Consider the following 20,217-nt stretch of genomic DNA (forward strand, 5'->3'; position numbering starts at 1 on the left):
TTAAATAATTCCGACTTCTTTGAGTGCCTCATTCAGTGGTGTTCTATATTCTTCTGCAAGTGGCGTAAGCGGAAGTCGAATACCTGTAGACATAAGACCCATTTCGTATAGTGCCCATTTCACAGGAATTGGATTGGATTCGCAAAATAAAATATTGTTTAGATTTGCAATTCTTTCATTTAAATGGCGTGCTTCTTGGGCGTTTCCTGCAATAGCAGCTTTACAGACTTGACTGACTGTATTTGGAGCAATGTTTGCAGTCACTGAGATATTTCCCTTACCGCCTAAAAGCATGAGTTCTACGGCAGTATCGTCATCACCTGAAAATACATCCATTTTACCATTTAATTGTTCAATGAGTGCTTGACCACGAGGGACATCACCTGTTGCATCTTTAATTGCAATAATATTTTCAATTTCTGCAAGGCGAACAACAGTTTCATTTTTTAAATCTACACTGGTTCTACCTGGAACATTGTAAAGAATAACAGGAATATCTGCAGATTCAGCAATTGCTTTAAAGTGCTGGTATAAACCTTCTTGTGTCGGCTTATTATAATAAGGCGTTACAGAGAGAACTGCGTCAGCACCAAATTCATAAGCTTCTTTGGTTAGCTCAATCGCTTCATGCGTTGAGTTTGCACCTGTACCTGCAATAATAGGAATACGTTTATTTGCAACACGAATGATTTCTTTGATCACTTGAGCGTGCTCATGCATGGTAAGTGTAGATGACTCACCAGTTGTACCTACAGCAACAATAGCATTTGTACCTTGGGATATATGCCACTCAACGAGCTTTTCTAGACCCTTCCAATCTACGCTGCCATCTTCAAACATAGGGGTGACGAGTGCGACAATTGAGCCTTGAATATTCTGAGCTAGCTGAGTCATTTTGAAAAAATATCCTGTTTGGTCATCCATATTTTAATCAATAAAGCGGATGGTGAAAGTAATTTTAAAATTGAATGAAAAAATTGATCATTGCATAATGCTTATTCAAATTATGAATGATCATGACGTGAAGAACAATATCATTTGAAATAAGTCTATAAAACTTTATAGTCATTTTTTGTTATTTTTTCAACCATATTTGTCTGTTTATTAAATAGAAAAAATAAACCTGCTCATTTTTTGAAAAAAATAGATGTAATTACATATTATTCGTCGTAATTTTATAAATATCTTGTCATATAGAAGGTGCTCATATGGTATCTAAAAAATCTGCGTTAATTGTGGTTGATGTACAAAATGGCTTTATGCCTGGGGGAAACCTTGCAGTAAAAGAGGCAGACCAGATTATTCCAAGTATCAATCAAATAGCTAGGCAGTTTGGTTGTGTTGTACTTACTCAAGATTGGCATACAGAAGACCATATTTCATTTGCAGAAAATCATATAGCTAAACAGCCTTTTGAAACGATAGAGTTAGCATATGGTACGCAAGTTTTATGGCCAAAACATTGCGTACAAGGCACTCATGATGCAGATTTTCATCCTGCACTAGATATTCCAACAGCACAATTAATTATTCGCAAAGGATTTCATCAACATATTGATAGTTATTCTGCATTTTTAGAAGCCGATCATCAGACATCTACTGGTTTAAAAGGATATTTAAATTCAAGAGAAATTGATACGGTATATATTGTAGGTGTTGCTACAGATTTTTGTGTAGCTTGGACTGCGATTGATGCAATTAAACTTGGATTTAACACTTATGTCATCGAAGATGCGACGGCTGCAATTAATTTAAATGGATCATTAGGGCAAAGTTGGTTGCAAATGACACAAATGGGCGTCAAAAGAATTTTGATGAAAGATATTTAAAAAAAAAGGACAGTAAAAATATAGGGGGTACTATATTTTTACTGTTGGGATAAAAAACGTTAACTCGCTTTTTTCATTGTAATTATACGAGGGCTATTTTTTTTCTTTAGATGCAATATAAGCATCAGGTTCTTGTCAAAAACACCTCGGGAGTATTTGACAGATGAGTCAATAATATTTAAACAAAGCTCTAAATCATTGAAAAAGAACGTTTGTTTAGTATCTGTCATCTCATTAAATTTTCTGTTATTTGATAACCCAGAATCAAACTGCTGTGCATAACCTAAGGCATCCCAAATGAGCTCCTTTGGATTATGCTTGAAGAATCGATTCAAGTTTTTATCAAAAAATACGACTAATGGTTGTTCAACTAAAGAATCATCTAAATGTTCCTTCAGCGTATTAGTATAGAGCAAGAGAGCAGAAGTAAACTGATGATAGTTTTTAAACTGCTCTTTGCAACAGAAACTATAGAAGAACCGATGCGTCGTAATAAATTTTTGGGCAGATGTACATGGAAAATTCTTTGCTATCGCAACAGATTTTAAATCATCAATGATTTCATTTTTCCAACTTCTATCATGCGTGAAATGATCTTCAGACTGGTAAATCATACATTAACCCAAAAATATATATTAACATTTTGTATATATGTAATGATACATTAAAAAGATAGACAGTTCTGTATTTATTTTCACTTTTTTGTAACTAGCTATGAGATTGTTGCATGCGATAGCATCGCCGCAACAACATCCCAAGCTAAAGTGATTGCTTGACGATCTTTGAATAGCTGTTCATGAATAATAGCACCGTCGAGTAATAAACGAATTTGTATGGCTAATTTATGATTATCTACAACATTCATTTCCTCTAATAGTTGCTCTATCACATCTGTTAACCACTTTTTATGGGCTTTTGATATCGTTTGGGAGTCTGGATGGTGTGGTAACTCATCTAAGGCTTTAATAAACATACACCCATGAAAATCATCTTGATTGAACCATTTCTCAAACCAATCAAAGATCATTTTAAGTTTGAAATAAGGATCTTTATTTTCTTCCAATGAAGACAAGATACTTTCTCGGATGAGTCGATCTCTTTCTATTAAACACTCTGTAATAAGATTATCCTTCGATGGAAAATACTTATAAAATGTCATTTTTGCTACTTTCGACTCCGATATAATGCGGTCAATTCCCACACTTGCATAACCAAATTGGTTAAACAATTCTATAGCCTTATAAAGGATATCTTTTTGCTTTTTTGACATCATTTAATCTCTTTAAAATATTATGATATAAAAATATTATGTGTCATATTATATACAGATAAGTCTATTAGTTCTATTAAAAAGAGGGGAAGCCTTTTGTGTAATATGGCGAATAATCAATCGGCTAGGCATACTGCAATTGATCTTCTAAAAAAATCTATTCCAGAAAGTATATGGAATGAGAGTGAAAATAAACTTGCTGGTTTGAAGGATGAAATTTTAGCGCATCCATTATTCAATCACGATATTATTGAAAAATTAAACAATAAATTTTTTAATTTACAACAAGTACAAGATATCCATTTGGAGTATCAACACAGTATTGTTGAGATATTTACGGATGCATTGTTGATGTCACAGTTTCAGGCACGCCAGCTCGATCCAAAAATATTTCCAACTATTAAAATGTACCCAAGGTTCTTGATCGCTTTTAATATTAATGATGAGTTTGGTTTGTCTTCAGAACATAACAGTTATGATGACACACCTCTAAATGCCCACTTTTGTTTGTTTAATCGCGTACTTGACGATCTAAGTATTTCTAAAGAAAAAATTGAGCAATATGTGTGTTCTCAAGAAGCAAACAACCTCAGAACATTTTTAGAAAATACTTACTCTGACTACATTAAAGTGGTATTAGCACTTGCGATTGCAGAACAACAAGTGATTACATTCTCGCCACCATTGAAACAGTCTGTTAAAAGTTTAGATATCGCGACAGATCGCGGCTATTACGATGTTCATGGTACTACAGAAGATGAGAGTACATCTGCTGCAGATGATCTTCATGAAGAGGACTTGTGGTTGTTACTTAATCATGCATTGCATTTAACTGACTTCGAAGATGTTAGAAAAGTCGCAATTGAGTACTGTGACTTATGGTATGCATTTTGGAGTAAGATGGAGCAAATATAGTTTTATAACTAAACATGTTAGGCAAATGATTATTTAGAATTAATGTTACTGTATATTTAAAATTACTTATAAATAGCTAAAATTTTATTATTATAAAGTAGTTATTTTTTAGCCTAATTTATCTATATTAAATAATGTTTACAAGTTCTAAATCTTCATTTGCTGATACTGAGTAAATATCATTATCTAAGTCAATCGATTCTACTGTTAGGTAATTTGAAGGATCAGTACATTTTTCTACGCTTAAAAATGTAAAATCATCAATAGTAGCATTACCAGTCTGAATGAAATTTTCTTTCATCTTTTCCAGATTATCATTAATTTCACTATATACATCTTTAAGTACTGAAATACTGCTGTCTTCTGTATTAAGTAATTTTACTATTTCTTTATAGTTATTATTCTGTATGTGTTCAAAGAATAATTCTCTATTTTCTGTATTGTCACATGGGAAAACTCTGCTGTAAGTTTCCCAAGGTGTAATCTGAAAAGTCATTTCATACAAATGCATTTTTCTTCAACTTTCTTGCTTGAATTGGTTTTATTTTACACTAATAAAGACAGGTCTGTCTAATTTAGTTAATTGGTTCTCTATTTAATGTAAATAGCTTAAATGGTACTTAAATTAAAAATTATTTTTTAAATTAAAATATACATAGAAAAATGACATTCCTGATTTAATTCTTAATTTTAATTTAGTACCAAAATTGATCTTATTTTATTAATTTATATACTATTTATGTGATTTTGAAACAATTAATTTAGTCTTCCATGAGTACTTTTTCCACACCCATAAATTGCCTAAATTTTCATCAATATAGATTTTATTGTCTACATGTGCGTGTCGAAGAATGTCGAGTGTTGGACGTTTATCTGAAAAAGCAAATAGGAAATTCCCATTAATTCCCTGAAGATAAACTTTTTTATTTGTAATTAATGTTGGGGAGTTGGTAAGCAATATTGTACTAGTATTCATAGGAGATAAATATCTAATTTTAAATATGAGAGTATATATATGTAAATTTAGTATTTAAACAGAATATAAGTAACATATTATCTGTAATTTAAGCAAAATAATCACGGTTATATATATTTTTGTAAAACAAGGCACATAAATAATATATTTTTAGTTAAATATTTTTATCGTATAAATTTATTATTTTTCATATCTCAATCAATTATTTGAAATTGAAACATAGAAAGGTAAAGAAATGAATTGGTTAGAGTTATTGAGCTATATTATTACGGTTGTAGTAATGATTGCTGTTCCTGGTCCTGTTATGTTACTTGTTGCTAGTGCAGGATTAAAAGGTGGATATGTACAAGCTTTAAAAACAATTTTCGGTACCAATACTGCTTCATTAGTTTTAATTGTCGCTTCTATTTGTATTTTAAAGGGCATATTTACTTTAAATATGCAGTTTTTTATTTTATTTAAATTGTTGGGCTGTTTATATATCGCATATTTGGGTTATGAGACACTCAAGGATGCAAAAGAGAGTGGCAATAAAGAAAAAATAGATCAAATTTCTCCTCAAGCAGGTGGTTTTAAGAAGGGTTTTTTGGTAGGTATTTCTAATCCTAAAGATATTATTTTTTTCTCGGCTTTTTTTCCTCAGTTTGTCAATGTTACATCCGATGTAAATATGAGTTTGATGGTTCTGATTGTTCTCTGGATTATTTTAGATTTTCTTACGCTATCTATTGTTTATATGGGATTTAATCGATTATCTAAAAGTCGACAGTACTCTAAAACTTTATATCTCTGCGGGATGATTTTAATATTTATTGCCATTTATGGAGCGATCACCAGCTTAACATAAGGAAAAATGAAAGAGGTTTTTTGCCAACGCACATGCATGGAATACAGTTTATGATTAAAACATGCATTCATAAATCTGGAAAAATGATGATATGTCCAAAGTGTGGTTCATCTGAACTAGAAATTAGAGATCATGAACAGCGATTAAAAAGTTTAGGTGGCATTGTTCTTGGTTCTGCAGGTGTTGCCGCAGGCACAGTTGGTGGTGCAGCAGCAGGTGCATCTACAGGTGCCGCTATTGGGACATTGGCCGGACCTTTAGGTGTTATTACAGGTGCAACAATTGGTACCTTTGTCGGTGCAATTAGTGCAGGCGTAACAGGTGGTTTCTTAGGTAGAAAATTTGGGAATAAAGCTGGTACAGTTGTCGATAAGAATGTTTTTTTTGATTATTTGTGTAAGCAATGCGGTTGTCGTTTTAATGCATAAAAAAACTAGCCTTATTTTAGTAAATAAGGCTGGTTAATGTGTTTATGAAATATCAAGGCATAAGTACTTTGTTTCAAGGTATTCGTCAATGCCGACCTGACCACCTTCACGACCAAGACCAGATTGTTTAATTCCGCCAAATGGTGCGACTTCATTTGAAATTGCACCTGTATTAATACCTACCATACCATATTCTAAAGCTTCGCCAACACGCCATTGGCGACCAGTGTTTTGCGTAAATAAATAGGCAGCTAAGCCAAACTCTGTATCGTTTGCCATAGTAATCGCTTCACTTTCTTCTTTAAAACGAAAAAGAGGTGCAACTGGTCCGAAAGTTTCTTCTTTGGCAACTTTCATGTCTTGTGTAACATCTGTAAGGACTGTTGGTTCAAAAAAGCAAGCGCCTTGATCTGTAGATTTTCCACCCGTTGCAATATGGGCACCTTTAGATGTTGCATCTTCAATGTGTGATAAAACTTTATCTACAGCAGCTTGTTCGATGAGTGGCCCTTGAGTTACACCTTCATCGCGACCATCACCGACTTTAAGTTTTTTAACAGCTTCAACGAGTTTCTCGCTTAGTGCGTTATAAATACCGTCTTGTACATAAATACGATTTGCACAAACGCACGTCTGTCCACTATTACGGAATTTACTTGCCATAATACCTTGGACTGCTTGCTCTAGGTTGGCATCGTCAAACACAATAAGAGGTGCATTTCCACCGAGTTCTAAAGAAAGTTTTTTAATAGTGGGCGCACATTGCTTCATGAGAATACGCCCGACTTCTGTAGATCCTGTAAAACTCAATTTGCGAATAACATCACTTTCACAAAGAACCTGTCCAACATCTTCAGTTTCACCACTTACATGAATTAAGAGGTCTTGAGGTAAACCTGCTTGTAGTGCTAACACTTCAAGTGCATAAGCAGTTAATGGGGTTAGCTCAGCAGGCTTAACAATCATGGCACAGCCTGCGGCGAGAGCAGGTCCTGCTTTACGTGTAATCATTGCTGCAGGAAAGTTCCAAGGGGTAATTGCCGCCGTAACACCAATAGGTTGTTTAATGACAAGAAGACGTTGATGACTTTGGGTTTGTGGAATAATTTCACCTTCAGTTCGTCTTGCTTGCTCCGCAAACCAACGGATGAATGAAGCTGCATAGCCAATTTCGCCTTCAGCCTCTGCAAGCGATTTACCTTGTTCTGCTGTAAGAATTTGTGCAAGATCTTTTTTATGTTCAATCATTGATTGATACCAAGCCAATAAGATATCTGCACGTGCCAAAGCAGTTTGATTTTTCCAAGATACTTGTGCTTTTTCAGCTCGCTGAATGATTTTTTCTACAGCAACTTTGTCATGCTTTTTAACCCATGCCAAAGTTTCATTGGTTGCTGCATCTGTGACTTCAAGATAATCCGAAGTTTGCTTATCAAAAGAAATATCGGGATGTTTGAGTAGGTATTGTAGTTTTGTTGCAATCATTAAATCTCTCCGTGCTTTACGCTTTTGTATTTATAAAGATGCAAAACTTTGTTCTAGGATTTGTAACCCTGCATTAAATTGTTCTGTTGGAATAGTCAGTGGATAAAGAAAGCGAATTACATTGCCATATTTACCACAAGTTAATAACAGCAAACCATTTTCCATTGCATGATTTTGTATTGCTTTCGCAATATCGGCTGTTGTCACTTCAACCGCAATCATTGAACCAAGTGCACGAACATCTTGAATAACAGAAGGATAACTTTCTTTTAACTGCTCGAGTAAAGAAACAAGTGATTTACCTAAAGTATGCGCACGCTCACATAAGTTTTCTTCTTGAATAATATCTAAAACAGCATGAGCGGCAGCAACAGCAACTGGACTACCTGCATATGTGCCACCAAGGCCTCCAGCTTGTGGTGCATCCATGACTTCTGCACGACCGACTACACCTGAAATTGGAAATCCGCCACCTAAACTTTTTGCCATAGTGATGAGATCAGCTTTTACTTGATGATATTGCATTGCAAAGATTTGACCTGTGCGGGCAAAGCCAGATTGAACCTCATCTGCAATAAGTAAAATACCCTGTTCATCACAAATTTTTCTGAGCTGAACCAGAAATTCAGGTGGAGCAATATGAAAGCCACCTTCACCCTGAACAGGTTCGAGAACAATTGCAGCGACATCGTGTGCAGAGATGTCTTCACTAAAAATATTATGAATACTTTCAATAGCATCATCGACAGTGACACCATTGCATGCCACCGGATAGCGAGCATGAAATACACCAGCAGGCATTACACCAAAATCACGTTTATAAGGTGCTGTTTTTCCTGTCATTGCCATGGTCATAAAAGAACGGCCATGAAATGCATTGCCAAATGTAATAATGCCATGACGACCAGTATACGATCTTGCAATTTTTACCGCATTTTCTACAGCTTCTGCACCTGTTGTAAAAAATGCTGTTTTTGCTTCACCTTCAATTGGTGCAATGTCATTAATACGTTCTGCGAGAGAAATATAACTTTCATAAGGTGTGACTTGATATGCAGTATGCGTAAAATGTTCAAGTTGTTGCGTGACGGCCTTAATAATTTTTGGGTGACGATGTCCTGTATTGAGTACAGCAATTCCACCTGCAAAATCTGTAAATACACGTCCTTCGGTATCCCAAATCGTAGCGTTTTCAGCTTTCTCTGCGTACCAGTTACACATAACACCTACACCACGAGGGGTAGCTTGTTGCTTACGAGTATTTAAAGTATTTTTTTCCATGATGGCATCCTTGAGTTTATGGCTACATCGTGCATATACAATGCTTTATAATGTAAAGCTGAGTCAGAAATTTCTTATGCTCTAATGTGTCTGTTTTTATAGATGTTGACGAGAGCCATTTTCTTAAATGTGGAGGGTACCAATTGCGGAGTCTACTTGGAGATTATGTCTTACAACATTTACAAAATGAGCAAACTGGTACGTTACATTATCGCTTATTTCGTTGTTTAAGACATGCTATTGTCAAAGGTGTTGTACAACCAAGTACACGATTGCCCGCATCACGCGATCTTGCTCAAGCAATACATGTGTCTAGAAATACGGTTTTAAGTGCTTACGACCAATTACAGGCTGAAGGCTATGTAGAAGCAAAGACAGGGCATGGGACTTGGGTATCTTCTCGTATTCCAGATGATTTTTTATCTTCACTTCCTTCGTACATAGACAATAAACGAGAAAAATTGGATGAAGAAGAAAAGTATGAGATTTCTAAAAGGGGACAATGTTTAATTGAGAGGGCGTCAGCTTCACCACATCAATGGGGTGCTTTTGTACCAGGTGTACCAGATGTCATGGCTTTTCCTCATCATATTTTTCAACGTATTCAAACCAAGCAAAGCAAATTGCCTCAAATTGAACAATTAATTTATAGCAATACAGGTGGATGTTTTCGATTACGTACTGCTTTGGCTCAGTATCTAAAAGTATCTCGTTCAGTCTCTTGCGATGCCGATCAGATTATTATTACAGAAGGCATTCATCAAGGAATTGATTTAATTACGCGAGTATTAAGTGATGTGGGCGATTTAGCTTGGGTTGAAGAGCCTGGTTATTGGGGTGTTAAAAACAATTTAAGTATGAATGGGCTCGATGTAGAACCTATCTCTATTGACTCAGAAGGATTGTATATTCCCAATTCACCTCAAAGATTGCCAAGCCTTATTTTTGTCACACCTTCACATCAGTATCCTTTAGGTCCACATTTAAGTATTCAGCGACGTAAACATTTGATTAAGTTTGCACGAGAAAATAAATGTTGGGTTGTTGAAGATGATTATGACAGCGAGTTTCGTTTTTCGGGAAAACCATACCCATCTTTACAAGGACTTGAAAGAAATAGCCCTGTTATTTATATGGGAACCTTTAGTAAAACGATTTATCCAGCACTGCGTATTGGTTATGTGGTTGCGCCAAAAAGTTTAGCGCCTATTTTACGTCAAGCCTCTACAGAGCTGTATCGCGGTGGACATACTTTACTTCAAAATACCTTAGCTGAATTTATTGAAGAAGGCCACTATGAAGCACATATTCGCCGTATGAGACTACTATATGGTAAGCGTCGATCTTATCTAATAGATCTTATTTTTAAATACTTAGGCGAACGTTTTTTACACCCTTATGATAATGCTTCAGGTCTGCATCTAGTACTTAAACTTCCTCAAAGTGTTGATGATACTGCATTAAGTGAATATGCCATTCAACGTGGTGTAAAAGTCAGACCTTTATCTCAGTATTATTTAAATAGACATAGCGCATGCGAAAAAGGATTATTACTCGGTTTTGCCTGTGTTGATGAAAAAAATATGTTTGATGCTTTTACTTTACTGATAGAGTGTTTAAAAAAGTTTAATATTCCTCTCAAATAATAATGCGTGCTAAATCATGATTGTTCTTGCTTTTTCACGCATTTGAGATGCGATTTGATGTACATTTAAATCTTCATTATTGGACAGTACAATTAACGTAAAACTATTCTTTATATCTCTTAAGAAATAAGAAACAAAGCCGAGCCATTCTCCTGAATGTTCTAAGATATTTTCATATTCATTTTCTACATGTAAAAGACCGTAGGCATACGATTCATGATCGATAACAGGTAAGTGGTTAATGTGATATTTAGGTAAAACAGTCATCATCTTATTTATTAGTGCTTTTCCACCAATTTGACATGTTTTAAAATTATGTCCCCACTTTAAAAGATCGTTAACTGTTGAATGAACAGCACCATCTCCAGTTTGTGTCCATAAAGATTCAGAAATTTCATATTGATGATTCTCTGATATTTTATAGCCTGTTGCCATTGGGAAATCTAATGGATACTTTTCAACGATGGTAGTATTGACCATACCTAACGGTGCGAAAATATTTTGCTTTGCAAATACTGAGAAAGGGGTTTGTGTGACTTGCTCAATAATTTGAGCCAGTAAAAAATACCCTGTATTTGAATATTCAAACTTTGTTCCTGCTTGAAATTTCGTTTGAGTTTCACGAAAGATGTCATGAAGTGTGTCTTGTACGGTATACGGTTGATTGAGAGAAACGCCATGATCAATAGCAACGTCAATATAATCGTAGAGTCCACTCGTGTGATAAATTAAATGCTGTAATGTAATCTGATCTGCACAAATACTCATTTGAGGAAAGTATGTGGATAGTTTGTCACTTAAAGACAGTTTATTTGCTTGTTCTAAAAGTAATATAGAGAAAGCTGTAAATTGTTTAGATAAAGAAGCTAGATTAAATATGGTATTTGAAGAAATTAAAATAGGTTGGTCAATAGATTCAACGCCTTCTTTGAGTTCTAAATAATCACCTTCGTCAAATGCGAGAAAGGCAATAAAACCTGGTCGATGGGTAGGTAGGTCTTGGTTCATATGAGTTATAGATTTTTAAATATAAAGATATATTTTAAATATTTTTAATATGAAAATACTGTAAAAAATAGTATTTATTAGACATCTTAAAAGTTTTTAGTAATTTCAATATTTTATTTTTAATCAAAAACTTAATATAGATATAATTATTTTTTCTATGCTGTATAAAGATGAATTTTCTCAAATAATATATAGGTAATACTACTAGGTTATCATTTTTTATAGATTAGTAGCTTTATATTACAATTTTTTTTGTTATATTAGGAAGCATAAAACATTCAATATGAATGTAGGTATAAAAAATAAACTTACACGCTTCCCTACAATGAATTATAAGAGGGTAAATCAATGAATAAGAAATATTTCATAGGTATGGCTGTTTGCTTTTTTGCACTACTGAATACAGCATGTTCAACATCCATACAAAATCCTAAAAATGAAATATCTTCCAGTACAAAGTCGAAATATGCAGATGAACACCAAAAAACATTTGGTATTACAGCTGAACAGTTCCGTGAAAAAATGAATGCACGTATGGATAAGACAAATACATTTGTACTTGTACCATTTCAGTCTTTCAATATTCAAAAAAATAAGTTTAAAGTGGATGACATCTCACAGCGTAATATTATATTGGAAGGGACGGTTGCACCGAATGGTGAACTCACTGCAATTATCTATAAAAGTCGTATGAATGACGATGAAAGTCTCGTTAAAACGATGACATTGATAGATGCAACTGCCAAAGTGTTGCCTCCAACGATTGATGAAAAGAAAAAGGGGGATTTACTTGAAGATGTGATAGAAGCTTCTGTCGCTAGTCCAAAAAGTTATGCGCAAAAAACGGTGGACAACGCAGTAACTTATGCTGTTAAAAGTTTACCCGATGGTCAGTTTGTAGTGACTTATACGCCTGCTGAAACTGGTTAAAGTAAAAACTCTTGTGACTTAATAATGAGATGGTGTGTAAGCCTTTCCAATTGTGGTGACTGTTGTTGCCAATGATGCCAATATAAACTGATATCTAAAGTTGTTTTTTGGGTAAGCACAACCAACTCAGTATTTCTTACTTGCAGTTCGGGTACCATGCCATAGCCTAGTCCAAGCTCAATGGCATCTACAAAAGATTCTGAAGATGGAATGAAATGATAAGGATAAGCCGTTTTAGGTAATCCAAAATGCTCGAGTAGTACATTTCCATGCATATTATCTTTACGATTAAAAATAACAGCAGGCGCATGCTTGAGCGCTTCTCTAGAAATCCCATATGGAAACCATCTGCGAATAAATGCATCGGATGCAACTAAATGATAGCGAACTTTACCTAAAAAAGTGGCATAGCAACCGCTTCTTGCTTTTGATTCTGTAGAAATACAGGCATTCACTTGTCCTGTCTCTAGTAAATAATGAGTGTAGTCCTGATCTTCTAATTGTAAATTTAGTAAGATTTTTTCAGTAAGTGTGACTTGTTGTAAAGCAGGTAAAAACCAAGTCGCTAAAGTGTCTGCATTAATTGCAATTGCGAGTTTGAAGAACTCTGAGGAAAGGTCTTTGCCCGAAAATTGATACAATAAATCTTGCTCTAATAGCTTAACTTTTCTTAAATAAGATAATAACTCATGTCCTGATTGGGTTGGTTTACATGGCCTTTCACGCAGTAATAATGTTTTTCCTACACATTGCTCAAGTGCTTTTACTCTTAATGTAATGGCAGATGGCGTCACATGTAATTGAGCACCGGCTAATTCAAAACTTCCTGTTTCAACCACTGCTAGAAATGCCTCACACTGTTTATTATCAAGCATATACTACCTAAATTATTTTTAGTTTGACCTATATTTTCTTAATAATACTTAAAAAGCAATAAAAATATGAATAATGCATTTGAGTGCAAAACTGAAAATATGGGGAGTCTAAAATGTTGTGGGGAATCTGGGGGCAAGGACTTGTTATGGGGGCAGGTTTGATTATTGCAGTAGGAGCACAAAATGCGCATGTATTACGCATTGGCTTACAGCAACAACATGTACTCATTACAGTATTCATTTGTATTTTATGCGATGCACTTGCAATTTCAGTAGGTGTGGCAGGCGTGGGAAACTTTATTCAAAGTAATGAAATTTTAATGAATATTGCACGTTGGGGCGGTGCTTTATTTTTATTAAGTTATGGATTTTTAGCATTGAAACGAGCACTCTTTGCCAAAGAGGGATTATATGTTGCTCAGCAAAATAAAACACTAACAAGAATGACGGCAGTTCAACTTGTTCTGGCAGTTTCTGTACTAAATCCACATTTATATTTAGATACAATGGTACTCTTAGGAGCAGTTGGAAGTCAGCACGATGCCAGCAATGCAAAAATTGCCTTTACTGTAGGAGCTATTTCAGCATCGATTATATGGTTTACTTTGTTAGGTTGGGGGGCGAAAAAAGTTGCACCATGGCTACAAAAACCTATGGCATGGCGTTTTATAGATGGCTTTGTCGCTATAATGATGTTTACAATTGCATCTATACTTATATTTAAACCTTTATAAATAGGAAATACCGATGTCGCAGGAAACTCTATATATTGTTTTATTGGGTGGAAAACATGAAAAAGCAAATATAGAGGTTCATGATATCAGACCGATCATTTGTTCAAATTTAGAAGATATATATTCCAAATTAAAGCAACAATGGTTTGGTCTCCAAAAGGGATTACATATTGATGGATGGATGAAAATTCATGGTGTTCATTATCATGATCAATCTTATAAGCTTGTGATTTCAGATCAACCACAATCTTCGGCATTAAAACTATACCTTATTAATTTAGGTGCTTATGTTCCGCAAGAGTTTGGAGAGGTACATAAGTACCTAGTCGTTGCGGGTAAAAGTACAGCAGATGCAAAGCAACAAGGCAAACAGGCAATAGAAAAGCATTGGTTTAAACCACATACAGATGCGGTTGTCGATGTCGATGCATGTATTGAACTTAATTTAATTGATCAACAATATATCCATCTTATAGAGGGTTCATTTGAGCCAAACAGCTTTGAAAATGACTATATTGTGATTGGGTGATTTATGTCAGATAGTCAGTTAGATGAACAACATCTTTTAGCGCAGTTAGACATTATTGCAGACGGCTTAAGCCAAACTCTAAAACCCTTTTGTGAGGTGGTTGTTCATCACTTAAATGGTGATCAACAAGGTATACATCGGATTTACAATAATTTATCTAGCCGAACAGAAGGTGACCCTGTCACAACATTGGGCGAAGCACGTATTTCAGATGATAATTATCCGAGTATTATTGCCAATTATGCAAATACACTACCTGATGGAAAACCACTAAAAAGTACCTCTATTGGAATTAAAAATAAACAAGGTGAGTACATTGCAGCTTTATGTCTGAATGTAGATATCGCTGCATTCTCTACAGTGCAACATATGCTTGCCCAATTTACAGCAGTTGGTGATTTACAGCCTAAGGAAAGATTACAACCTTTCAATCAGGACGATTTGATTGAGTATATGAATCAATTCTCTGCAGCCAAAGGAATTTCAGTAAGAGGTTTAAGTAGTCAAGAAAGAAAGCAATTAATGTCTGAATTAAAAGAACAAGGATTTTTAGAAATTCGTCGCTCGATTGACTTAATTGCTAAGCATCTCGGTGTTTCACGACCAACAATTTATGCTTATCTAAAATAAAACATGCTTTAATTTTAGTACCATCTTCTAAAAATTAACTTTACAAAATGTCAATTATTTAATATTTTGTAAATATGTCGATGGGATAGAAATACAAATATGAGTACAATTCAATATAATGATGTGGTTCAAGCACATGAGAAAATTAATGCGCATATTCGAAGAACAGACATACATACATCCGAAACTTTAAATAGATTATTGGATGCAGAAGTTTATTTTAAATGTGAGAATTTCCAAAAAACAGGCGCATTTAAATTGAGAGGTGCATTGAACGCATTATTAAATTTTAATGTTCTACAACGACAAAAAGGTGTGTTGGCATTTTCATCGGGTAATCATGCACAAGGTATTGCTTATGCAGCAAAAATTTTGAATATTCCAGCAAAAATTCTCATGCCAAAAGATGCACCTAAGTCTAAAGTACAAGCAACACAGGGTTATGGTGCAGAGGTTATTTTTTATGACCGCTATATAGAAAATAGAGAGGAGATTGGTAAGCGGTTGGCATTGGAACATGAAATGACATTAATACCATCTTACAACCATCCAGATATTATCGCAGGTCAGGGAACAGCAGCTAAGGAACTTATAGAAGATATAGGCCAGCTTGATGCTATTTTTGTTGGACTCGGCGGTGGTGGAATGTTATCAGGCACGCTACTTACAGCACATGCATTATTGCCTGATTGTAAGGTTTATGGTATCGAGCCAGAAGCGGGGAATGATGGCGAGCGTTCTTTGCAGGCAGGTCATATTATTCAAATCGATACGCCTCAAACCATTGCAGATGGCGCACAAGTTACCAGTTTAGGGCATTTCACATTTCCAATTATTCAAAAATATGTCGCAGATATTCAAACGGTAAGTGACTTAGAGCTACAGCAAGCGATGGCATTCTTTGCCCAAAGAATGAAAATGATTGTTGAACCCACAGGTTGTTTGGGCTTGGCAGGACTTATGAAGTATCGTTCATTATGTAAAGGTAAGCGAGTTGGAGTGATTATTACGGGTGGAAATATTGATTTGGAGAGATATGCAAGATTGATTTCTAAATTATAAATATATTTCAATGTATTATATAATTTTATTAGACTAATTTTAAAATAAAAAATGATATAACTTCTTAAAAAATCATCCATTCGGATGATTTTTCTATTCTAATCTTTTTATATGCTCATTCTAAATACTCAACTTTGTTTATATTCTTACCCACAAAGGATGCATGAAGAATGACGAACTCTAATATAGATTTTATATACCTTTCTGAGACAGATATGGTTAAAGCTGGTGTAACGGATATGCCTGCTTGTGTCGATACCATGGAAGAAATGTTTGGATTACTTTATTCCGGTGACTATCGAATGGCTGGTGCAAATAGTGATTCGCATGGAGCGATGATTACTTTTCCAGAGGACTCACTATTCGAAACGATGCCGAAACCAACAGCTGATCGTAGATTTATGGCGATGCCTGCCTATCTTGGTGGTAACTTTCGTACTGCAGGCGTGAAATGGTATGGATCAAATATTTCAAATAGAAACAAAGGATTACCTCGTTCTATTTTAATGTTTACCTTAAATGATGCAGATACGGGTGCACCATTGGCTTACATGTCTGCAAATTTATTGTCTGCTTATCGTACGGGTGCAATACCTGGGGTAGGTGCAAGATACTTAGCACGAAAAGATTCTCAAGTGATTGGTCTTGTCGGTCCGGGAGTAATGGGAAAAACAGCAGTTTCTGCCTTTGTGTCAGTTTGTCCTCAAATAAACGCTATAAAAATAAAAGGACGTAGTCAGCATAGTATTGATGATTTTATTGAGTGGTTAAATGTAGAGCATCCAAAAATTAAAAATATTCAAGTTGTAGACACTATAGAGCAAGTTGTAAGAGATTCTGACATTGTTACTTATTGCAATTCTGGAGAGACCGGTAATCCAGACAGTTATCCACTGGTTAAATATGAATGGGTAAAACAAGGTGCATTTCTTGCAATGCCAGCATATTGCAATACAGATGAGGCCATGAATAACAAAAGTGTTCGTAAGGTATTGGATAATCCAGGTATGTATGAGGCATGGTTTGAGGAAGTTCCTAAGCCTGCGCATGTGCATATTCCTCTTATTGGCGTTAAATTTCTAGATATGGTGCAAGAGGGAAAAATAGAAAAACAAGATTTAGAAGATTTAGGAAAAATTGTTTCTGGAGAAGCACCCGGTCGTAAGACAGAGGAAGAAATTATTTTAATGTCTGTTGGTGGAATGCCTGTTGAAGATGTTGCATGGGGAACTGTTGTATATAGAAATGCAATTGCGCAAGGTATAGGTACAAAGCTGAACTTGTGGGAAACCCCAGTGTTACGATAATTCAGAGATAAAAGGAGCAGAAAAATGACAAAGTTGGTGAAAGTAAAAACAGGCGCTAAGCTTGAAGAAGAATATAACTACTCACGTATTGTAAGTATCGATAATTGGATATTTGTTTCAAATACTGCTGGGCGTAATCCAGAAACAAAAGAAATTCCAGAAGATATTACTGAACAAACATTACAAGTATTTAATAATATTGAATTTGCTTTGATTGGGATAGAGTCTGGCCTAGCAGATATTATTAATGCGCGAATTTTTATTCAAAATCCTAAAGATACTTTGGCTGTAATGAAAATTGTTGGAGAAAAATTTTGTGGGATAGATCCAACGATCACAGTCACAAATCCATCTTTAGGCTCAGCACATTATAAAGTAGAGATAGAGGTAACAGCATATAAAGATGCTTCTAAAGCGACAATTAAGAAGTTAAGAATTTAGCTGTTGGAGAGAACCTATGAGACCTGCAATATCTTCAGTAGAAACTTCTAGTAATTTACCTTCTTCAACTACAGTGATTATTATTGGTGGAGGGATTGTGGGTTTAACAGCCGCACTTACGCTTGCTGAAAGAAAAATTCCTGTTGTTGTCTTGGAAAAAGGGCAGATCGCTGGTGAGCAATCATCTAGAAATTTAGGTTGGATTCGTAAAACAAGCCGTACTTCAGAAGATGTGCCGTTAGCACAAGCTTCAGATCGATTATGGAAAGAGATGAGTCGACGTGTTCAGGGTGACGTAGGGTATCGACAATCTGGAATTATGTTTGTTACACGTACACAAGAGCAGATGGCAAGTTATGAAAAATGGTATGAGTCAGTTCGTCATTTAGATTTAGACACACAAATTCTATCGAATCACCAAATTTCAAGTTTAGCCCCTCAAGGAAAAACTAAATGGGAAGGAGGAGTTTATACACCTTCAGATGGATGTGCAGAACCAACATTGGCGGCAAGTGCTATTGCAAAAGCAGCGATTGAAAAAGGGGCGATTATTATTGAGTCTTGTGCGGTAAGAACGTTGAGTTTGTCTGCAGGACGAGTAAGTGGTGTTGTTACAGAACAAGGAGAAATTCGCTGTGAGCAGGTATTATTAACGGGTGGTTTATGGTCGAGAAAATTTCTTGGAAATTTAGATATTAACTTCCCGACCTTACCTTTAATTTGTTCGGTATTACATACGAAACCAATGCAAGGACCTACTGATATTTCATTGGGTGCACCAGATTTTTCTTTTAGAAGACATCAAGATGGTGGCTTTATTATTACTCAAAGAGGAGCTCTAGATGCACCTATGACACTCGATCATTTATTAATTGGGATGCGGTATTTGAATCAGCTTCGAGCACAGGGTGGTTTTTTAAGAGTATCTCTTGGAAAGTATGGTCTAACAGACTTAGCATTGTCTCGCCGTTGGAAAAGAGATCATATTTCACCTTTTGAAAAGATACGAATTATGGATCCTCAAGCAAATATAAGGTTAAATAAAGAAGCAATAAATAATCTACAGCATGCTTGGCCTATGTTCTCGGCATTAAAAATTGCTAACGCTTGGGCAGGAGTAATCGATGTAACACCCGATTCTAATCCAATTATTGGATCAATTGATAAGATTCATGGCCTCTTTGTTGCATCAGGCTTTTCTGGTCATGGGTTTGGGACTTCGCCTGCAGCAGGGCAATTGGCAGCTGATTTAATCATGGGTAATACTCCAATTATTGACCCCACCCCTTATTCTTTTCGTCGATTCCAGTAAGAAAAAAAGGGTACTTTGTACCCTTTTTACGTGCTATTACGATCTACTTTTATGAAGCAAGAGATTTTACAATTAATTCAGATTTACTACTCACTAGCATTTTTTGAAAAATATGCTGAATATGTGTTTTTACAGTAGTAATGCTAATAAAAAGAATATTTGCAATATCCTGATTTTTCTTTCCCTGTAAAATAAGATCTAACACTTTTTTTTCTTTACTGGTTAGTTCCGTAACATCTACCATTTTTTGGCTTTTATAAGGTATAAATGTTAGGGAGTGTTTAGCAAGTGAATGACAGCTTTGAATAGCCATAAGCTCATGCTCCGAAAAATAAGACTCTTGTGTATTGCGTACTAGGCTAATGCCACGAACGGTCTGTGAATTTTGTTTAAAAATTAATTCAATATTATCTAGAACGCCATTCTCATTTAAGAAACTCTGATAAATAGGAGAGATATGTTGTGTTCCTAAGGAGAGTACTTCTTCTGTATTTTGAATATTATTTTTAAAATAAATAGGATCATGATCACTCATGCGGTGAATGTAGTGATCTATTGTTTTTTTCGAAATATTTTGAGATGTATAAGAGTGGAGTGCGTGCTCTTTTGAATGTACTTCATAAGCAAAGAACTGTGAAAAAGGCACAGCCTTATGAATACTCGTTAAAAAATGATCCAAAAATGAATCCCAACTATTTGTTATCATTTTTAC

Annotated in this window: 23 protein-coding genes; 13 read left to right on the forward strand and 10 right to left on the reverse strand. The window is 35.1% G+C overall.

Going from position 1 to position 20,217, the window contains the following annotated elements; genetic code table 11:
* The gene (dapA, locus tag OZX61_RS00350) at positions 1–894 is read right to left on the reverse strand and encodes a 4-hydroxy-tetrahydrodipicolinate synthase (protein ID WP_195771721.1); all 894 of its coding nucleotides are present in this window, start codon (positions 892–894) and stop codon (positions 1–3) included.
* Positions 895–1,208: 314 nt separating this feature from the next.
* Here dapA and pncA point away from each other — a divergent pair, with 314 nt between their 5' ends.
* A complete protein-coding gene (gene pncA, locus OZX61_RS00355) occupies positions 1,209–1,829 on the forward strand; it encodes a bifunctional nicotinamidase/pyrazinamidase (protein WP_277094931.1) in 621 nt (206 codons plus the stop codon).
* A gap of 59 nt (positions 1,830–1,888) precedes the next feature.
* On the opposite strand, the gene OZX61_RS00360 is transcribed toward pncA, so the two are convergent.
* Positions 1,889–2,443 (reverse strand): YqcI/YcgG family protein, encoded by a 555-nt coding sequence (locus OZX61_RS00360; RefSeq protein WP_277094932.1) that lies wholly within the window; start codon positions 2,441–2,443, stop codon positions 1,889–1,891.
* A 98-nt stretch (positions 2,444–2,541) separates the two neighbouring features.
* Positions 2,542–3,099: a TetR/AcrR family transcriptional regulator gene (locus OZX61_RS00365; RefSeq protein ID WP_277094933.1), complete on the reverse strand. Its 558-nt coding sequence runs from the start codon at positions 3,097–3,099 to the stop codon at positions 2,542–2,544.
* A 105-nt stretch (positions 3,100–3,204) separates the two neighbouring features.
* Between OZX61_RS00365 and OZX61_RS00370 the strand changes: the two genes are divergently transcribed.
* Positions 3,205–4,014 (forward strand): hypothetical protein, encoded by an 810-nt coding sequence (locus OZX61_RS00370; RefSeq protein ID WP_277094934.1) that lies wholly within the window; start codon positions 3,205–3,207, stop codon positions 4,012–4,014.
* Between the two features lie 127 nt (positions 4,015–4,141).
* Here the strand turns inward: OZX61_RS00370 and OZX61_RS00375 are convergent, their stop codons facing one another.
* Positions 4,142–4,510, reverse strand: a complete 369-nt coding sequence (locus OZX61_RS00375; protein WP_277094935.1) for a hypothetical protein — start codon at positions 4,508–4,510, stop codon at positions 4,142–4,144.
* Positions 4,511–4,747: 237 nt separating this feature from the next.
* The gene (locus OZX61_RS00380) at positions 4,748–4,990 is read right to left on the reverse strand and encodes a hypothetical protein (RefSeq protein ID WP_277094936.1); all 243 of its coding nucleotides are present in this window, start codon (positions 4,988–4,990) and stop codon (positions 4,748–4,750) included.
* Positions 4,991–5,225: 235 nt separating this feature from the next.
* Between OZX61_RS00380 and OZX61_RS00385 the strand changes: the two genes are divergently transcribed.
* Together OZX61_RS00385 and OZX61_RS00390 are read left to right on the forward strand one after the other, a co-directional pair.
* Entirely contained in the window at positions 5,226–5,837 is a 612-nt protein-coding gene (locus OZX61_RS00385) for a LysE family translocator (protein WP_277094937.1), read from the forward strand.
* A gap of 50 nt (positions 5,838–5,887) precedes the next feature.
* Positions 5,888–6,265, forward strand: a complete 378-nt coding sequence (locus OZX61_RS00390) for a hypothetical protein (RefSeq protein ID WP_195771729.1) — start codon at positions 5,888–5,890, stop codon at positions 6,263–6,265.
* A gap of 42 nt (positions 6,266–6,307) precedes the next feature.
* Here OZX61_RS00390 and OZX61_RS00395 read toward each other — a convergent pair whose 3' ends face one another.
* Both OZX61_RS00395 and gabT read right to left on the reverse strand, forming a co-directional pair.
* Positions 6,308–7,750, reverse strand: coding sequence for an NAD-dependent succinate-semialdehyde dehydrogenase (locus OZX61_RS00395; RefSeq protein WP_195771730.1), 1,443 nt, complete (start codon positions 7,748–7,750; stop codon positions 6,308–6,310).
* 30 nt (positions 7,751–7,780) lie between these two features.
* Positions 7,781–9,031 carry a 4-aminobutyrate--2-oxoglutarate transaminase gene (gene gabT, locus OZX61_RS00400; protein WP_277094938.1) on the reverse strand — a complete coding sequence of 417 codons (1,251 nt, stop codon included), beginning with the start codon at positions 9,029–9,031 and terminating at the stop codon, positions 7,781–7,783.
* A 143-nt stretch (positions 9,032–9,174) separates the two neighbouring features.
* On the opposite strand from gabT, the gene OZX61_RS00405 reads away from it, so the two are divergent.
* Positions 9,175–10,677, forward strand: a complete 1,503-nt coding sequence (locus tag OZX61_RS00405) for a PLP-dependent aminotransferase family protein (protein WP_277094939.1) — start codon at positions 9,175–9,177, stop codon at positions 10,675–10,677.
* Between the two features lie 9 nt (positions 10,678–10,686).
* Here OZX61_RS00405 and OZX61_RS00410 read toward each other — a convergent pair whose 3' ends face one another.
* Positions 10,687–11,685: a serine hydrolase domain-containing protein gene (locus tag OZX61_RS00410; RefSeq protein WP_277094940.1), complete on the reverse strand. Its 999-nt coding sequence runs from the start codon at positions 11,683–11,685 to the stop codon at positions 10,687–10,689.
* Positions 11,686–12,033: 348 nt separating this feature from the next.
* On the opposite strand from OZX61_RS00410, the gene OZX61_RS00415 reads away from it, so the two are divergent.
* Positions 12,034–12,615: a hypothetical protein gene (locus OZX61_RS00415; protein WP_195771734.1), complete on the forward strand. Its 582-nt coding sequence runs from the start codon at positions 12,034–12,036 to the stop codon at positions 12,613–12,615.
* Here OZX61_RS00415 and OZX61_RS00420 read toward each other — a convergent pair.
* A complete protein-coding gene (locus OZX61_RS00420) occupies positions 12,612–13,490 on the reverse strand; it encodes a LysR family transcriptional regulator ArgP (RefSeq protein ID WP_277094941.1) in 879 nt (292 codons plus the stop codon). The genes OZX61_RS00415 and OZX61_RS00420 overlap by 4 nt on opposite strands.
* Positions 13,491–13,603: 113 nt before the next feature.
* On the opposite strand from OZX61_RS00420, the gene OZX61_RS00425 reads away from it, so the two are divergent.
* From OZX61_RS00425 to OZX61_RS00455, 7 genes are all read left to right on the forward strand, one after another.
* The gene (locus tag OZX61_RS00425) at positions 13,604–14,224 is read left to right on the forward strand and encodes a LysE/ArgO family amino acid transporter (protein WP_277094942.1); all 621 of its coding nucleotides are present in this window, start codon (positions 13,604–13,606) and stop codon (positions 14,222–14,224) included.
* Between the two features lie 13 nt (positions 14,225–14,237).
* The gene (locus OZX61_RS00430) at positions 14,238–14,753 is read left to right on the forward strand and encodes a DUF1543 domain-containing protein (RefSeq protein ID WP_277094943.1); all 516 of its coding nucleotides are present in this window, start codon (positions 14,238–14,240) and stop codon (positions 14,751–14,753) included.
* Positions 14,754–14,756: 3 nt separating this feature from the next.
* Positions 14,757–15,383: a PAS domain-containing protein gene (locus OZX61_RS00435; RefSeq protein ID WP_277094944.1), complete on the forward strand. Its 627-nt coding sequence runs from the start codon at positions 14,757–14,759 to the stop codon at positions 15,381–15,383.
* A gap of 99 nt (positions 15,384–15,482) precedes the next feature.
* Entirely contained in the window at positions 15,483–16,445 is a 963-nt protein-coding gene (locus OZX61_RS00440; protein WP_277094945.1) for a threo-3-hydroxy-L-aspartate ammonia-lyase, read from the forward strand.
* Between the two features lie 170 nt (positions 16,446–16,615).
* Positions 16,616–17,752 (forward strand): tyramine oxidase subunit B, encoded by a 1,137-nt coding sequence (locus tag OZX61_RS00445; protein WP_277094946.1) that lies wholly within the window; start codon positions 16,616–16,618, stop codon positions 17,750–17,752.
* 24 nt (positions 17,753–17,776) lie between these two features.
* The gene (locus OZX61_RS00450; protein WP_277094947.1) at positions 17,777–18,193 is read left to right on the forward strand and encodes a Rid family hydrolase; all 417 of its coding nucleotides are present in this window, start codon (positions 17,777–17,779) and stop codon (positions 18,191–18,193) included.
* Between the two features lie 16 nt (positions 18,194–18,209).
* Entirely contained in the window at positions 18,210–19,505 is a 1,296-nt protein-coding gene (locus tag OZX61_RS00455) for an FAD-binding oxidoreductase (RefSeq protein ID WP_277094948.1), read from the forward strand.
* Between the two features lie 49 nt (positions 19,506–19,554).
* On the opposite strand, the gene OZX61_RS00460 is transcribed toward OZX61_RS00455, so the two are convergent.
* Complete coding sequence (locus tag OZX61_RS00460; RefSeq protein WP_277094949.1) at positions 19,555–20,211, reverse strand: helix-turn-helix transcriptional regulator; 657 nt, start codon at positions 20,209–20,211, stop codon at positions 19,555–19,557.
* Positions 20,212–20,217: the final 6 nt, after the last annotated feature.

The organism is Acinetobacter sp. ESL0695, assembly GCF_029392135.1.
GTDB lineage: Bacteria > Pseudomonadota > Gammaproteobacteria > Pseudomonadales > Moraxellaceae > Acinetobacter > Acinetobacter pollinis.

What these genes read in the sequence shown, in the direction of transcription:
- OZX61_RS00435 (WP_277094944.1), top strand. Translation starts at nt 14,757, where the DNA reads ATGTCAGATAGTCAGTTAGATGAACAACATCTTTTAGCGCAGTTAGAC.
- OZX61_RS00450 (WP_277094947.1), top strand. Translation starts at nt 17,777, where the DNA reads ATGACAAAGTTGGTGAAAGTAAAAACAGGCGCTAAGCTTGAAGAAGAA.
- OZX61_RS00415 (WP_195771734.1), top strand. Translation starts at nt 12,034, where the DNA reads ATGAATAAGAAATATTTCATAGGTATGGCTGTTTGCTTTTTTGCACTA.
- OZX61_RS00455 (WP_277094948.1), top strand. Translation starts at nt 18,210, where the DNA reads ATGAGACCTGCAATATCTTCAGTAGAAACTTCTAGTAATTTACCTTCT.
- OZX61_RS00375 (WP_277094935.1), bottom strand. Translation starts at nt 4,510, where the DNA reads ATGACTTTTCAGATTACACCTTGGGAAACTTACAGCAGAGTTTTCCCA.
- pncA (WP_277094931.1), top strand. Translation starts at nt 1,209, where the DNA reads ATGGTATCTAAAAAATCTGCGTTAATTGTGGTTGATGTACAAAATGGC.
- OZX61_RS00445 (WP_277094946.1), top strand. Translation starts at nt 16,616, where the DNA reads ATGACGAACTCTAATATAGATTTTATATACCTTTCTGAGACAGATATG.
- OZX61_RS00420 (WP_277094941.1), bottom strand. Translation starts at nt 13,490, where the DNA reads ATGCTTGATAATAAACAGTGTGAGGCATTTCTAGCAGTGGTTGAAACA.
- OZX61_RS00360 (WP_277094932.1), bottom strand. Translation starts at nt 2,443, where the DNA reads ATGATTTACCAGTCTGAAGATCATTTCACGCATGATAGAAGTTGGAAA.
- OZX61_RS00365 (WP_277094933.1), bottom strand. Translation starts at nt 3,099, where the DNA reads ATGTCAAAAAAGCAAAAAGATATCCTTTATAAGGCTATAGAATTGTTT.
- OZX61_RS00425 (WP_277094942.1), top strand. Translation starts at nt 13,604, where the DNA reads ATGTTGTGGGGAATCTGGGGGCAAGGACTTGTTATGGGGGCAGGTTTG.
- OZX61_RS00430 (WP_277094943.1), top strand. Translation starts at nt 14,238, where the DNA reads ATGTCGCAGGAAACTCTATATATTGTTTTATTGGGTGGAAAACATGAA.
- OZX61_RS00460 (WP_277094949.1), bottom strand. Translation starts at nt 20,211, where the DNA reads ATGATAACAAATAGTTGGGATTCATTTTTGGATCATTTTTTAACGAGT.
- OZX61_RS00370 (WP_277094934.1), top strand. Translation starts at nt 3,205, where the DNA reads ATGGCGAATAATCAATCGGCTAGGCATACTGCAATTGATCTTCTAAAA.
- dapA (WP_195771721.1), bottom strand. Translation starts at nt 894, where the DNA reads ATGACTCAGCTAGCTCAGAATATTCAAGGCTCAATTGTCGCACTCGTC.
- OZX61_RS00385 (WP_277094937.1), top strand. Translation starts at nt 5,226, where the DNA reads ATGAATTGGTTAGAGTTATTGAGCTATATTATTACGGTTGTAGTAATG.
- OZX61_RS00390 (WP_195771729.1), top strand. Translation starts at nt 5,888, where the DNA reads ATGATTAAAACATGCATTCATAAATCTGGAAAAATGATGATATGTCCA.
- OZX61_RS00410 (WP_277094940.1), bottom strand. Translation starts at nt 11,685, where the DNA reads ATGAACCAAGACCTACCTACCCATCGACCAGGTTTTATTGCCTTTCTC.
- gabT (WP_277094938.1), bottom strand. Translation starts at nt 9,031, where the DNA reads ATGGAAAAAAATACTTTAAATACTCGTAAGCAACAAGCTACCCCTCGT.
- OZX61_RS00395 (WP_195771730.1), bottom strand. Translation starts at nt 7,750, where the DNA reads ATGATTGCAACAAAACTACAATACCTACTCAAACATCCCGATATTTCT.
- OZX61_RS00440 (WP_277094945.1), top strand. Translation starts at nt 15,483, where the DNA reads ATGAGTACAATTCAATATAATGATGTGGTTCAAGCACATGAGAAAATT.
- OZX61_RS00380 (WP_277094936.1), bottom strand. Translation starts at nt 4,990, where the DNA reads ATGAATACTAGTACAATATTGCTTACCAACTCCCCAACATTAATTACA.